This window comes from Streptomyces sp. NPDC051740, from assembly GCF_044453165.1.
GTDB classification, from domain to species: Bacteria; Actinomycetota; Actinomycetes; order Streptomycetales; family Streptomycetaceae; genus Streptomyces; species Streptomyces atrovirens.
Genome location: NZ_JBITCL010000004.1, coordinates 175,407 through 188,963, shown reverse-complemented (window position 1 = coordinate 188,963; position 13,557 = coordinate 175,407). Strand labels below are relative to the sequence as shown.

At 71.5% G+C, this 13,557-nt stretch carries 12 protein-coding genes; 7 read left to right on the top strand and 5 right to left on the bottom strand.

Annotated features, from left to right (window positions below):
* The first annotated feature begins 107 nt into the window (after positions 1 to 107).
* The 4 genes from ACIA6T_RS08895 to ACIA6T_RS08880 all read left to right on the top strand — a co-directional run bounded on the left by ACIA6T_RS08895 (position 108) and on the right by ACIA6T_RS08880 (position 3,748).
* On the top strand, positions 108 to 569 hold the full coding sequence (locus ACIA6T_RS08895) for a hypothetical protein (RefSeq protein ID WP_399445864.1): 462 nt from the start codon (positions 108 to 110) through the stop codon (positions 567 to 569).
* A 572-nt stretch (positions 570 to 1,141) separates the two neighbouring features.
* The gene (locus ACIA6T_RS08890; RefSeq protein WP_399445863.1) at positions 1,142 to 1,480 is read left to right on the top strand and encodes a hypothetical protein; all 339 of its coding nucleotides are present in this window, start codon (positions 1,142 to 1,144) and stop codon (positions 1,478 to 1,480) included.
* Entirely contained in the window at positions 1,477 to 3,057 is a 1,581-nt protein-coding gene (locus ACIA6T_RS08885; RefSeq protein ID WP_399445862.1) for a transporter, read from the top strand. Before ACIA6T_RS08890 ends, ACIA6T_RS08885 begins: the two co-directional genes overlap by 4 nt.
* Positions 3,058 to 3,139: 82 nt before the next feature.
* The gene (locus tag ACIA6T_RS08880; RefSeq protein ID WP_399445861.1) at positions 3,140 to 3,748 is read left to right on the top strand and encodes a dihydrofolate reductase family protein; all 609 of its coding nucleotides are present in this window, start codon (positions 3,140 to 3,142) and stop codon (positions 3,746 to 3,748) included.
* 17 nt (positions 3,749 to 3,765) lie between these two features.
* Here ACIA6T_RS08880 and ACIA6T_RS08875 read toward each other — a convergent pair whose 3' ends face one another.
* Positions 3,766 to 5,016: a hypothetical protein gene (locus ACIA6T_RS08875; protein ID WP_399445860.1), complete on the bottom strand. Its 1,251-nt coding sequence runs from the start codon at positions 5,014 to 5,016 to the stop codon at positions 3,766 to 3,768.
* Positions 5,017 to 5,614: 598 nt separating this feature from the next.
* Here ACIA6T_RS08875 and ACIA6T_RS08870 point away from each other — a divergent pair.
* Complete coding sequence (locus ACIA6T_RS08870) at positions 5,615 to 7,519, top strand: SMI1/KNR4 family protein (RefSeq protein ID WP_399445859.1); 1,905 nt, start codon at positions 5,615 to 5,617, stop codon at positions 7,517 to 7,519.
* A 51-nt stretch (positions 7,520 to 7,570) separates the two neighbouring features.
* Here ACIA6T_RS08870 and ACIA6T_RS08865 read toward each other — a convergent pair whose 3' ends face one another.
* Positions 7,571 to 8,767 carry a trypsin-like serine protease gene (locus tag ACIA6T_RS08865; RefSeq protein ID WP_399445858.1) on the bottom strand — a complete coding sequence of 399 codons (1,197 nt, stop codon included), beginning with the start codon at positions 8,765 to 8,767 and terminating at the stop codon, positions 7,571 to 7,573.
* 361 nt (positions 8,768 to 9,128) lie between these two features.
* The gene (locus ACIA6T_RS08860; RefSeq protein ID WP_399445857.1) at positions 9,129 to 9,266 is read right to left on the bottom strand and encodes a hypothetical protein; all 138 of its coding nucleotides are present in this window, start codon (positions 9,264 to 9,266) and stop codon (positions 9,129 to 9,131) included.
* A 302-nt stretch (positions 9,267 to 9,568) separates the two neighbouring features.
* Here ACIA6T_RS08860 and ACIA6T_RS08855 point away from each other — a divergent pair, with 302 nt between their 5' ends.
* Complete coding sequence (locus ACIA6T_RS08855) at positions 9,569 to 9,769, top strand: hypothetical protein (protein WP_399445855.1); 201 nt, start codon at positions 9,569 to 9,571, stop codon at positions 9,767 to 9,769.
* A 704-nt stretch (positions 9,770 to 10,473) separates the two neighbouring features.
* The gene (locus ACIA6T_RS08850) at positions 10,474 to 12,075 is read left to right on the top strand and encodes a PE-PGRS family protein (protein ID WP_399445854.1); all 1,602 of its coding nucleotides are present in this window, start codon (positions 10,474 to 10,476) and stop codon (positions 12,073 to 12,075) included.
* A gap of 243 nt (positions 12,076 to 12,318) precedes the next feature.
* Here the strand turns inward: ACIA6T_RS08850 and ACIA6T_RS08845 are convergent, their stop codons facing one another.
* The gene (locus tag ACIA6T_RS08845; RefSeq protein ID WP_399445853.1) at positions 12,319 to 12,510 is read right to left on the bottom strand and encodes a DUF397 domain-containing protein; all 192 of its coding nucleotides are present in this window, start codon (positions 12,508 to 12,510) and stop codon (positions 12,319 to 12,321) included.
* Positions 12,507 to 13,397 (bottom strand): Scr1 family TA system antitoxin-like transcriptional regulator, encoded by an 891-nt coding sequence (locus ACIA6T_RS08840; RefSeq protein ID WP_399445852.1) that lies wholly within the window; start codon positions 13,395 to 13,397, stop codon positions 12,507 to 12,509. Before ACIA6T_RS08840 ends, ACIA6T_RS08845 begins: the two co-directional genes overlap by 4 nt.
* Between the last annotated feature and the right edge of the window lie 160 nt (positions 13,398 to 13,557).

The window sequence follows — 13,557 nt, the reverse complement described above, 5'->3', positions numbered from 1 at the left end:
CTCGAAAGCATCGCGGGTGAGCAGCTTCGAGAGAAGTTTGAGGCGTTCACCCGAGTCCGTCCGTCAAGGGAAGAGAATGAAGTCGTGGGCCACCCCGGAGCACAGGAATGCGAAGATTTCGCCGCGGTAAAAACGACCAGGCGGCCGAACAACCGCCCTTGGCTCTACAAGTAAGCATCAACGAGGCAAAGGACCTCATCGAGGTTCTGCGTCATGCGCAGACGCAGATAGTCGAGTTGACTCGGGACGCCGATCAGGAGCTGGTGGCGCGAGCCGGCGGATCGGACCTCATCGCGTCCATCTATGCACGTATCGGCTTGACCGTTGTCCAAGGAAGGGATGCTGTCCCGATACTCGTCACCGAGATCGGCCAGGTCGAGGCAGCAGTGCTCAACCTCGAATCTTATGAGGGACACGAAGTGGTCCTCTGCCTCGGATACGCTCTGTTGCAGAACTTGGAGAGCCGTAAGAGCTCCTGGCGATCGCCGACCCTTGTCGACGGGATATGGGCGATCACCAACGAGACGGGAGAGTCGGCCAATGGCGCCACGGCACCTTCCATAACCTGACCTTCCGCTCCCGTACACCGACGGGCACGGAGCCCTGGTTCGATGCCGGGCCTGACGACGGTGTCCGTGACGAGACAGACGATCCGCATGCGTCCGCGCTCCCCGACCGAGCTCCGGGCGTCCGGCCTTCCCCGCACTCGGGCCGAGGAGATGCGGCAGGCCACCAGGGTGCCCGGTCCCTTCCGGGACATTGAGGGTTCTCGAAAGGAACGCCGTCGCTCCCCTCTTCCGAACCGCGTGAACGCAAGACCGAAGGGGATGTGGCGGCACCGCGGCCCGGTGATGGCCGGGCGGCCCGGGCGGCTCGGGCGGCTCGGGCGGCTCGGGCGGCCGTGGTCCAGGCACCCGCGACGTGATCACCCCGTCATCACCCGGTCGGGCCGCCCAGCCGCTCGACTCCCGATCAGACAGTGCCCGTTCACCGTCCGCACGGCTCCGGATTGGGCGGGGGAACAGATCTGCTCCCGGGGCGTGCGGGTCCGCGCGGGGGTCTGATTGACTCCGCGCCCACCCCCCACACCCGTATCCGCACCCCTTCCGGGTGCCGGATCGACGTGAGCGGAGCCACCCACATGTCCTTCGGACCGCAGCCCCGGCACGGGCCGCCGCACCATGACGGGCCCGCGGCCGGCGCCCGGCCTCCGGCGGAGCACGAGCGGCACGACGCCGAGGAGGCGGCGCGGCTGGCCGTCGGGCTGCGGCTCGGCATGCGGATCGCCGTCGTCTGGCTGTTCTACGTGCTGCCCGCCGCCCTCGTACCGGCCGTGTACGGCACGCGGATCGCCGGACCGGTGAGCCTCGGCGCGCTCCTGGCCGTGGTGCCCTTCGCCGTCGGTGTGCACGCGCTGGTGGTGTACGGGCGACGGGTCGACCGGCTCGAACCGCGGCCGGGCGCCCGGGGGTGGTCGTGACCACGCTGCTCGATCCCTCGTCCCGGTCCCTCGTCCTCGCCGTGTTCTCGGTGTTCGTCGTGATCTGCCTGATGCTGTGCGTCGTCACCGGCGCCGACGAGGACGACCGGGCCCTCGTACGGTCCGACAGCCGCCGGCTGCGCTCCTGGCAGCAGGGCATCGCGATGGGCGGCGACACCACCACGGTCGCGACGGTCACCGTACTGGTGGGCATGGTCGCCACGACCGGCTTCGACGGCCTCGGCGTCATGCTGGGCAGCCTGATCGGGGTCATGCTGCTCCTCGTGCTGATCGTCGAGCCGCTGCGCGGGCACGCCTCGCTGACGGCCGCGGACATGCTGGACGCGCGCGGCAGCGGCGGGCCCGCCGTACGCGTCTCGTGGGGCGTGGTGACCCTGCTCGTCTGCTTCCCGCTGCTGGTCGTGCAGTTGGTGGTGGTCGGCAACGTCGCCGCGGCGCTGATCGGGCAGCCCGGTGTGCGGACCGGCTGCATCGTGGTGATCGGCTGCGTGATGACGGCGCTGGCCGTCAGTGGCGGGATCCGGGGCACGGGCGTGGTGATGATCGCGAAGTCGGTGATCGCGCTGCCGGTACTGGTGGTCGCCGCCGTGCTGGTGCTCCACCGCTTCGGCGGGGATCCCGGGCGGCTGCTCGACGCCGCCGCGCACGGCTCGCGGACGGGCGGGGCGTACTTGCGTCCGGGCGGCTACACCGGTGAGGGGTGGGTGGGGGCCGTGAACCGGATCGGGCAGACCTTCGGCATGTCGATGGCCACGCTGGCGATGCCCGCCGTGCTGATGCGGGCGATCTCGGCGAAGAGCCCGCGCGGCGCCCGGTCCGGCGGCCGCTGGATGCTCGGTGAACTCACCCTGCTGTACGGCGCGCTCGCCGTCGTCGGCGTCGGCGCGGCGGCCCTCGTCGGCGAGGCGCTGCGCGAGGCCGGCCCGGCGGCGCAGGTGTTCACGCCGCTGCTGCTCGGCCGGGCGCTCGACAGCGGCGGCGTCCTGGTCGCGGCCCTGGCCTGCGTCCTCTTCCTCACCGCGCTCGCGGCCGTGGTGGACGTGACCCTCGCCGCCGGCATCGCCCTGGGACGGGACGTGCTGGGTGCGTCCGGCAGGCTCTCCGGCAGGCGCCCGGCGGGCAAGGCGGACGGTGCCGCGTCGCGGTGGTCGGCGGCGCTGACGGGGGCCCTCGCCGCGGTCGTGGCGGTCGTCGCCGCCGACTGGAACCTGGTGGTCGTCTCGACGCTCTGGCTCGCCGTCTGCGGCGCCGCCCTCGCGCCCGTCCTGCTGTACGCCCTGTACTGGCCCGGATTCACCGCCCGCGGTGCGCTGTGGTGCCTGTGGGGGGCCACGGCGCTGAGCATCGTGGCGCTCGCGCTGTCGCCGTACGTGTCCGGCACCCCCGGGTCGATCTTCCCGGAGTACGACTTCAGGATCTGGGACGTGACGATCCCGGGCCTGGTGACGGTGCCGGCCGGGTTCCTGCTGGGCCGGCTGGGCAGTGTCACGGATCCGCGCCGGACGGCGGGTGGCGTACCGGGGTCGGAGCGCCGCAGGGAACCGGACACCGTCTGAACGATCCGCGTGCCGCCTACCGATGACTTTCGATGGGTGGCACGGTCATACCCGGTACACGCACCAGGATTCGGAGGACACCATGCCGCGGAAGATCACCGCCAGCCTGTTCATCTCGCTCGACGGCGTCGTCGAGGCGCCCGATCAATGGCATTTCCCGTATTTCAACGACGAGATGGGGGCCGCCGTCGGCGCGGGCATGAGCACCACGGAGGTCCTGCTCTTCGGCCGCAGGACGTACGACAGCTTCGCCGGCGCCTGGCCCGAGCGGGAGGCGGCGGGCGGCGAGGACGCGGGCTTCGCCAAGCAGCTCGGCGACATGCGGAAGATCGTGTTCTCACGCGGCCGGCTCGACCTGCGGTGGCGGAACTCCGAGCAGGCGCGGGGTGATGTGGCCGAGGTCGCCGCCGCGCTGAAGAGCGAGCCGGGCGGTGACATCTCGCTGAGCGGCTCGGTCTCCGTCGTCCGGCAGCTGCTGGCCGCGGGCCTCCTCGACGAACTGCACCTCCTCGTCCACCCCGTCGCCGTACGCAAGGGCATGCGCCTCTTCGACGAGGGCGAGCCGTCGATCCCGTTGAAGCTGCTGAAGTCCCAGACGTTCACGACGGGCGTGCTGAACCTCGTGTACGGGCCCGACACCGCGCCGCCGACGGGCGGTTACGAGGAGGCCGTCACCACGCTCGGGGAGTGACGGCCGGCTCGGAGGACCTACCAGTTCTTGTACTGGACGTCGCCGAGACCGCAGAAGGCGCAGCCGGGGCTCAGGAAGTCCTGGGTGCGGCGGAATTCCTCGTCGGCCAGGTGCCACCGGAGCCAGGCGGTGATGACGTGCTGCCCGTTGCGGGTGGCGAGGATGTGGTCGGTGCCGTCGAGGATGTTGAACCACACCGGCACGTCGGTGCTGGTGTAGTCGCGTTCCATGTTGGCGGTGGCGAAGTCCTCGTCACCGCCGATGTAGAGGGCCGGGTTGCGGAGGCTGTCGGGGCCGTTTCCGTCGAACGAACCGCCGGCCACGTGGACGGTGGTCTCCAGCCGTGGTTCGTCGGCCACGTCGAACGTGCCGATGGACCCGCGGGAGTGGCCTCCGAAGGCCACCTCGGAGGTGTCGAGGTCCCCGTACAGCGGGCTGCCCGGACTGGCGTTCTGGTCCTCCAGCCAGTCGAGGGCGTCGACCATGTAGGCGCCGCTGCTGGACGAGACCTCGCTGTAGACGACGAAGCCGTGCGAGGCCCACTGGCGCAGCATGTCCTCGTAGTCGGCGGGGTCGGACCCCGCACCCGGCCCCCAGACGAGGACCGGGTGGTCCACACCGTCCCGGCCGGCGTCGGAGGGATACACCAGCCAGCCGTCGTCACCGGGGCCGGCGGAGTCGTCGACGGTCACCGCGTACGGACCGGGCTCGGTGACGTCGTCCACCGGGGGCAGTGACCCGGTCGGCGGGTCGGTCGGGCCTCCCCCGCCGGCGGCCTCGATCAGCACGTCGTCGACGGTCAGCGTCTCCAGGAGACCGTTGGCGTCCAGCGAGAACCGCAACCGCGGGTCACCGCCCTCGGCGGAGTCCGGCAGGGGGAACGACACCGCGCCCGTGGCGGTGCGCGCCGACTCCAGCGTGGTGAACGGGCCGCCGCCGACCGAGTAGGCCACGGTGAAGGTCTCACCGAGGTCCAGCCCCGATGCCGCCCGGGTGTAGGACAGTGTGAGGTCGCCGTACCCGGTCAGGTCGATGGGCGCGGACACCATGGACGGGTCGGAGGACAGCGACCCGCTGAGCCGGGCGCCGTACGTTCCGGTCCTGACGGAACCGGAAGCGGTGAAGGTGCCGAGCCCGTCGGAGAAGTCCTCGCTGTAGACCGGCACGGCGGCGGAGGCGGGGGGCGTCGCGACGCCCGCGGTTCCCAGGGCCGTGATGCCGACGGCCACGGCAGCGAGTAAGCGCAGGTGCCTGCTGGTACGAGACATGTTCGGAATCCCTTCCGGCCACGCCGGTCGACCGCGCCGGCGCGCCCTCGTCGGTTGCGCGAGTCGTGCCTGCCGCCGGTCCCCGCGGATCGTTCCGGGACCGGCTCGCGCCGAGTCAAACGGGCGGCCGGGAAGGGGGAATCGGTGAAATCACCGGCCGGGCCGGCGTCGGCGGACAGGACGGCACGGGACGACCGTCCGACGGGTGGCCTCGAACCGTCGCCGTGAAGGTGAACGGCAGCAGCGCACCCGGCTCTTCGTGAGGGGACCACCGGCATGAGGACACGGTCGGGCAGCCGGTGGTTCGGCAGGCGGGGGATCCGGTCGGCCCGGTCCCCGTCGTGGTGTTCGGCGCGGCGACGATCGCACCGGCCTCGGTGGAGCCGGCGGGGGTGACCGCCGCGACGCGAGGGCCGGCGGTGAGGCCGGCCACCTGGTCGGCCTCGATCAGCGGGGTCCGCGGCACGGGCCCTCGTCGGCGCCGGCCTCGTGGGCGGCCTCTTCGACGGCCGGGGCGCGACGCGGGACGTTGTCGGCGTGGTTCGGACGGGGTGTCGTCGACCGCCTCGTTGTCAGTGGCGGCTGCCACAATCGGCCCGTGATCGAGGAGACCGAGAACCACTTCGACTGGCAGCAGTTCCTCCGTCGTTGGCAGGAGGAATGGGTCCCGGGCGAGGACGACAGGGAGGAGCTGGCGGAGGGCGGCCTGACCCTCGCCGACCTGGCGCTCGCCGCCCCGCCCGCGGCCGAGGAGGAGATAGCCGCCGCCGAGGAGCGACTGGGGGTCCGGCTCCCTCCGTCCTACCGGCGGTTCCTCGCGGCCAGCAACGGCTGGCGGCTCGACGGGGGATCCATCTACCGGCTGGGCGCGGCCCACGAGATCGACTGGTTCGGGGATCCGTTCGACATGACCCCGGCCTACCAGCAGGGGCTGACCGAGCGCTCGACCGAGCAGGAGGTGCTGCTGGCCGGGATGTGGCGGCGGGCGCTGCAGCTGGAGACCGACTCGGACATGTCCTACGCCCTGCTGGACCCGGGCGACACCGACGAGGACGGCGAGTGGGCCCTGTACGTCTACAAGGGGTGGAGCGGCGAGTTCCCGGACCGGTATCCGTCGTTCCGCGCCTACATGCAGCGGATGTACCAGAGCTTCCACTCCGACCGGGCGCGCGATCCCGGCTTCGTGAACGACACCACCCGCGCCCTGGACGCCGACGTCGAGCGGGCGCGGGAGGAGGCCCTGGGCGGGAGGTGGGAGACCGCCCGGGAGCTGCTCACCGAGGCGCACTGCTACGGGCGTCCCCGCGCCTGGGGCATGCTGCAGCAGTTGGCGGCGCTGTCACACGGCGGCGGGTACTACGGATTCGGTGGGCTCGTCGCCGAACCGCGCTACACGGATGAGCTGGTGCCCGTGATGGCCGCCGCGCACCTGCGGGACGAACGCCCCGGCGCCTCCCCCCGCCGGTTCGTGCTGGGCACCGAGACCGACGACGGCGTCACGGAGGCCGCGGACGCGATCCTCGCCCGGGTCCGCGACGGCTCCTACCGCTACGCACCGGACGGCGCCTTCGGACGGGCGGTGGCCGAGGCGTGGGAGTCGGCGAGGTGGGGGGACACGGACACGGCGTGGCGGCTGATCCGTGCCGCGCTGCCGTCGTGGTCGCCGCCGGGGCCGGACCTGCTGGCACCGGTCGGTCTGCTGGGGGACCCCGTGCTGGGTCCGGTGGTGACGCGGGAGCGCGGCCTGGAACTGCTGGCCACGCCCCGGGCCGGCCGGGACGGTCCGGCGCCCGATCCGGTGCCGGACCTGGATCCGCCGGGACTGTGCTGGCTGGCGGAGACCCAGCGGTGGAACGCCCCGCACGGCTCCTACCGGTGCCTGTGGGTGGAGGGCGCGGAGCCGGAGGCGCTGCCCGGCCTGGTCGGGGAGGACGGGGGTGCGGGCCTGGCCCCTCCGCCCAGCCGTCCCGCCGGGTGGTTCCCCTACGACCGCAGGCAGCGGGACGACTCGGCGCCGTGGGAGGACCGGGCCGTGGTGGCGGTGGGCCGGACGGGCTCCGGGTGGGCGTTCGGCTTCGACACGGCCCCGCGGCCGTCGGAGCCCGGGAACTTCTTCGTCTCCCCGGCCGCCGCCTCGCGCGGCGGACGCGCGGTGGTGCTGTGGATACGCCGCGGTCGCGACGACGTCCCGGCGGTGTTCCACCTCTCGGTCGCCGAGGGGGGCGAGGAGCTGTACGCGTACACGCTGCGCGGCACGGACGTCGAACGCACGGGCCCGGTGCCCGAGGCCCTCGACCCGGAACAACTCCTGCACGGCGTCGACGAGGCGGACCGCGAGCGGTGCCTACTGGCCGCCGTACACGACGAGTTCGGCCTCTCCCTGCCCCGGCACGCCCTGGCCGAGGGCATCCTGCCGCACCTGACCACCCGGTCCTGGAACCGCGCGCCGCGGGAGGGCGAGTCCTACGCGTACGTCACGGTCCACGTCGGGCGGCGCCTGTGACGAAGACGCGCGCCGCCCGAGCGCTCCGCGGCACGGGCCGCGAGGACGGACCTACTTGTTGATCCAGATGCCGAAGTCCCGTGTGGCCGTGTAGAAGTCCTGGAAGCCCAGGCGCGACCCCGCGCTACGGGTCAGCGTGCCCTTGGCTATCGCGCCGCCGCCGGCCGAGGCGGTGTAGACGGGGCCGCCGCTGTCACCGCTACGGGCCACTGTCTGGCCGTTCATCTGCTCCGCCTCCACCAGGTCCTCGGAGTCGTTGTAGAAGAAGAGGACCTTGATGTTGCAGACCGGGCCGCCCGTGGCCCGGGCGCTGGTGATTCCGGACTGGCACAGGTACTCACCCGGGAAGACGTGGTCCCAGCCGTCGACCCGTACGCCCGCGTCGCTGTCGGGTCCCCCGGTGTACATGAAGTTGTCGGAGTTCGTGGGGATGAGCATCACGTCGTGGGGGTCGCTGGACTTGGTGGAGGTACCGATGTAGACGCCCTGCGGGTTGGTGAACCGGTTCCCGCTCCGGCCGCAGTGCTCGGCGGTGAGCAGGTAGGTCGCGCTCGCGTCACGCACACCGAACCCGGCCGTGCACGCACCGCCGTTGAAGTTGATCTGCGCCCCGCCCGACCACGGCGCGCCGTCGTTCACACGGGAGCGTTCCCGCATGGGCTCCTCGCTGACCGCCTTCACGGGCACGCCGGCGATCCGGTCGACCGTGGGCCGGTCCTGCGCGGCGGAGGTGGTGGTGCGCGCTGTGCTGGTGGTGTTCCGAGCCAGTACCAGTCCGCTGCCGTCAGTGGGGATCTTGACGCTGTGGCCGAGTGAGGGGTCCTTCTCCAGTTGGGCCTGTAAGACCTCGGAGGCGTCCTTGAGTTCGGCCAGCGAGTAATCCGCGGCGGCGATGTGCACGGGGGCGGTCCTGCGGGCCCGCTCCGCGGCCCGCTGTACGGGCTCGGGCAGATCGCCCTTCCACCACAGGGTGACGTGGTCCTCCTGGAGGCCGATGCCCGTGTAGCCCTCGTGGTCGCCCTGCTCCTGGGCCTTGGCCAGGATGCTCGCAGCGGCGACGAGGGGGCGCTGCTCGTTCATCTTCCGCAGGTTGTCGGCGCCGACGACCTGTGAGATCGGGACGGCCTTCTCGCCGCTGCCGTCGTGCTGCTGCTCGGCGCCGGCGCCCGGGGCGAGGGCGCCGACGAGCGCCATCGCGGCGGTCAGGGCCGAACCCGCGGCCCACAGGCCGGTTCTGCTGTACCCCATGAGTATGCCTTTCCTCTTGCCGTAGCCGTCTGTGACCAGACGTCACGGGCATCCTCATGGGCGCCGATCCACATTCGATCCACGGATGATCCATACCGCCCGGGCCTCCGGCGGGACGGGCCGTTCCCCGGGCGGACTGCCGCCGCCGCACCACGACCCTCGTCGCCGCCCCCGCCGCCCCCGCCCACCCGGCGGCAGGGCCGTCCGGGCCGTGCTCACGGCACCGGCCGTCGAAGCGTGACCGCGCGGCCCCGGCACGGCGGCAGCCGACGGCGGTGGACGCGGCCCCGGACAGGCTGGTCCGCCTTGACGGCGGCGGGGCCGGACGGGCGGGGAGTACGGCTGGTCACGCCCGTTCCGGCTACCGCGACCTGGTGGTGAACAGGGTGTGGAGCATGGCGAGGAGGACCAGGGTCCAGGCGGTGAGGGCGAGGAGGGACCGGGGCATCAGGGTCCAGCCGCGCAGTTGGCAGCCGACGGAGAGGATGCCCGTGGCCATGACAAGGGCGAAGTACCCGGGGGACAGACGCGCCGGTGTCAGGCCGGCCAGCCGGGGTGACGGGGGCGGTGGCGGTGGCGGTGGCGGTGGCGGTGGCGTGGAGAACACTCCGGCACCGTATGTGATCAGGGCCCCCTGCCGTCCCGGGAGGTTCGGCCCTCCCGGTGACGACGGGCGTGCGGCGCGGCCCCGAACGGGGCCCCGGGGCACGGGCGTACGACGTCGGTCCAGCGGTGCGGGCCACCGCGACCTGCTGTGCACGGGCATCATCCACGGTCCGGCCGGAGCTGTTCAGCACGAGCGTGCGGTACTCGGGGGCCGGCTTCTCGTACGACCTCGGCGGTGTGCCGGGCGGTGCCGCGGCCCCGCTGGTGGTCACCGCGCCGGCGGAGAACTACAGCCCGTCGGTGGGCGGCTGGTTCATGAGCGCCATGGCCCTGCTCTCACTGGTCTGCGTCCTGGCGCTGCCGGAGACCCGGGACCGGGATCTGGAGAGGATCTGATCCGAGTATCCACGCGAGTCGTAACACGTTGACAACGCCAACACACAGCCCCTCGCCCGCTGCGCGCGCAAAGGTGTACGCTCCCTGCAAAATGCACCCGTCTTGCGCGAGACGGGTGGAGCTGGGGAGGGGCACGTGGGGCTGGAGACGGTCGGCGGGCGGTTCCGGATCACGGGGCCGTGGGGCGCGGGAACATGGGGGAGGTGCACCGGGCCGAGGATCTCGAGGCCGGCCCGGACTCCCCGCACCGCCGGGTCGCCGTCAAGACCGTGCTGCGCGGCCGCCTGACCCTGGAAACTCCGCTCACCGAGGGCGAGTCCGGCACCTACCGCTCCACCCTCGTCCCGCCCCCGGTCAGGGCCCCCGCCACGACTGACCTGCTCCTGGGGTGGCCCCACCCGGTGGCCACCCCCGGGCATGCCCCACCGCTCAGCCAAGGAACAACGCACGTGGTACGTCGAAGCCAGAGCAGCAATCCTCGTCCGGTCGTCGTCCTGACCTCGGGCACCGACTGGAGTACCCGTGCCGCCGGACAGCAGCGGGGCCGAGGCCCCGACACCCCAACGGCAGCCCGCGAAGATCAAACCCTTGCATACGGAACCGGGGACAGGTCAGTCTGAGGGATGCGTACACGGCAGCAGCAACAGGAGCGGCAGCAGGACCGGGACGCGCGGCAGAGACGATCGGACTTCCCGTCGCGGACGGTGGATGACCCCACCGGCCTGCTGGCGCTCCAGCGCACCGCCGGGAACCGGGCCGTGACCGCAGCGGTCCAGCGGGGGCGGCAGGAGGAGACCGAGGCGGGCCCTCCTCCCGACGAGGCGTCCTTGGAGACGTCCACCGACCCGGACGCGGCGATCGTGCGGCTGGCCCGGTCGATCGAGCAGCACGCGCGTCAGAAGAAGCGGAAGTTCAACATCTGGGAGCCGCACAAGAAGTGGCCGGAGGACTGGCTGCTTCCCGATGCCAAGATGCGGTGGGTCCTGGAACGGCGGCTGGTCCTTGGCGAGGTCTTCCAGGAAAAAGAGCTCGAGGACATCGAGTTACTGTCGGAGAAGCGGCCGGCGTGGCTGAACCGTGCAGGCATCGGCACCATGGCGGACGGCCTCAGGATCGCCGAGGGTCGGAGGTCCGCCGCGGCGAGGACAAGCACGTCCGAGGACAAGGGCAAGGCCGCGGAGGAGAAGCCCGACTACTCGGACTGGCTGAAGCTCACCCCGGGTCGGCGCATCCTCGCCGCGACGCTCGCCTTCCGGACCCAGCGACCCGCCCCCGGCTCCCTCATCCCGATCAACCCCGCCTACACCCTGGGTCGTTTCATGCGGACCCAAGGGCTCGCCGAGGACAGTGAGGAGCGCCGGGAACTGGAGGCGGAGCGGGATGCGCAGATCCGGGAGACGGCCCTCGACACCCTGGTCCCCGAGAGCGTGCCGAAGGACCGGAAGCACCCCGGGGCGGAAGAACTCGCTCCGGAGCACGAGTCGCAGGACGCCTTCGCCCGGAAGATCCTCACCAACGTCCTGCTGATCCTGCGGCACGGCCTGCAGTACACCAAGGACAAGAACCACGTCGACTACCGGGAAGGCGACGTCATCCGGGCCCTCGCGCACGGCGGACGCGTGAACATCCGCATCCCCGCCCTCCAGGACGGCGACGACCCCCATCAGTTGCTCGAATTCCTCGGCGTCACCGAGGACGGCAAGCAGGACGAGCACGTCAAGGAACGAGGTTTCGCCACGCACCGTTCCTCCATCGGCCAGAACAAGGACGGGACGTCCGGCCGTTTCGTGGAGAAGGGCGGCATCGGGGCGTCACTGACGAACGTGGCGTCGAAGGCCCTCCCGGGCGTGGCCACCCCGAAGCTGCTGGGGATCGACCAGGCGATCGGCGGCATCGGCACCAAGGACTGGAACGGCGACGTCATCCTCCCCAACGGCTCCTACGGCCACATGCTCCTGGTGTTCACCGCACCGACCACGTCCACGGACGGCTCCCTGCTCGTCGGCATCGAGACGATCGCGCCGGGCGCCTCCAGCCCCGTCGGCTACCACCACGGCGTCAAGTCCACCGAGACGACCGCCAACCCCGAGTCCGCGTTGCACGGCCACAAGCCGGACAAAATCGGCGACGGCAAGATGAAGAACAACCAGCGGCTGGTGGAACTGGCGAAGATGGGCGGCGACGGCAAGAGCTGGCACGCCTTCCTCGACGAGATCAAGAGCGACTGGGCGGACCGGGTCCGGGCGGCCAGGACCCCGGAGGAGAAGCGGGAGCTCCACAAGACACTGGTCGGCCGACGGGAGTAGGAGGGAGCCGTCGAAGACCGTGGTGAATCCAGGCCGGCCCTTCAGTCCCCGGCGTTCGGACTGCGTGAAGGGCGCACTTCGATGAGCCCCCTCTGACCGGACATCCGGACCGGAGCCGACACAGGTGGCTCCACCGGGAAAGCACCAGCCACCGCTACGGCTCCACGGACGAGACCAAGGGATCCCGAACGCGGTGAGGGCGTGCCGTCCGCCACTCCGGCGGACGGCACGCCCTCAAGTCGCTCAGCGCTCCGACGCGAACCGTACGAACCGCCCCCAGCCTTCGCGGCCGACGGCGAAGGCCGGGCGGGTCGCGTCCTTGGAGTCCCGTACGTGGACGGCCTGTTCGGCGATCGCGATCTCCACACAGCTGTCGCCCTGGCTGCCGCTGTAGCTGGACTTGAACCAGGCGAGTTCCGACGTACCGCTGTTCATAGCTCTCCTCGCAGTCGCTCCAGCAGGTCCCGGGATTCTGTCGGGTTCAGGGCCTGCGAGCGCAGTGTGTCATAGCGTTGGCAGAGCAGAATCATCTCTTTCGGGTCGGAGATCAGTCGACCGTTCTGCTGTCCCTCGGAGTACCCGAGCCTCCGCCCCTCCGAGGTCTCCAGGATCTGTAGGGGACCATCCAGACACGCGTGCAACCCGGCCCCCAGCGGCACCACCTGAAGCGTCACGTTGCGCGGAGCCGTGAGCTCAAGGACGTGATCCACCAGCCCGCGCATCGCCTCCACATCCCCGAACCCCCGCCGGAACACATGCTCCTCAACGATGAAGCTGAACGGCACCGTCGGCCGCTCCCGCATCATCACCTGCCGCTCCATCCGCGCGGCGAGCTGCACCTCCAGCTCCTCATCGGTCCGCAGCGGGATCGTGCCCTCGAACACCGCCCTGGCATACGCCTCCGACTGCAACAACCCCGGCACCAACCGGCACTCATACGTGCACAGACTCACCGCCTCCCGCTCCAGCCGAGCCCACCGCCGGAACCACGCCGCCAACCCCGCCTCCCCCCGCGTGAGATGCCGCGCGGCCTTCCGCAGCGCACCGGTGTTACCCAGGGCCTCCTCCGCCCGCTCCACGAACGCCTCGTCCGGCATCCGGCGCCCCAACTCCACCGACTCGACCGTGTGTTTGGAGTACTGGACCCGGGCGCCCAGGTCGACCCGACTCAGCCCCGCGTGCTCACGCAACGCCTGGACGACGGCCCCGAACGTCCGCAGGCTGTCCGACGGATGCGGCTCCCGCTCCCACTCCCCCGCCGGAACCGCCCGCGCACCGCCGGCGCTCCCGGCCACCTCCCCCTCGACCCCGACCACGTCCATCCGCCGCCCCTTTCCTCTCCTCCGCACCGCGCACCACGACGGCTCCTCACGCCGCCCGCGTCCACCTCGATCCTGACGGGCCATCAGACGTACCGTCCACTCTTCGTGTCCGTACGCCGACTCACCGTACGGGGTGCCCCACTCGTCCCCGCCCCCGTCC

Bases quoted from the DNA above. Each gene is read 5' to 3' on its own strand.
- ACIA6T_RS08895 (WP_399445864.1), top strand. From the start codon at position 108: ATGCGAAGATTTCGCCGCGGTAAAAACGACCAGGCGGCCGAACAACCG.
- ACIA6T_RS08890 (WP_399445863.1), top strand. From the start codon at position 1,142: ATGTCCTTCGGACCGCAGCCCCGGCACGGGCCGCCGCACCATGACGGG.
- ACIA6T_RS08880 (WP_399445861.1), top strand. From the start codon at position 3,140: ATGCCGCGGAAGATCACCGCCAGCCTGTTCATCTCGCTCGACGGCGTC.
- ACIA6T_RS08875 (WP_399445860.1), bottom strand. From the start codon at position 5,016: ATGTCTCGTACCAGCAGGCACCTGCGCTTACTCGCTGCCGTGGCCGTC.
- ACIA6T_RS08865 (WP_399445858.1), bottom strand. From the start codon at position 8,767: ATGGGGTACAGCAGAACCGGCCTGTGGGCCGCGGGTTCGGCCCTGACC.
- ACIA6T_RS08860 (WP_399445857.1), bottom strand. From the start codon at position 9,266: ATGGCCACGGGCATCCTCTCCGTCGGCTGCCAACTGCGCGGCTGGACC.
- ACIA6T_RS08845 (WP_399445853.1), bottom strand. From the start codon at position 12,510: ATGAACAGCGGTACGTCGGAACTCGCCTGGTTCAAGTCCAGCTACAGC.
- ACIA6T_RS08840 (WP_399445852.1), bottom strand. From the start codon at position 13,397: ATGGACGTGGTCGGGGTCGAGGGGGAGGTGGCCGGGAGCGCCGGCGGT.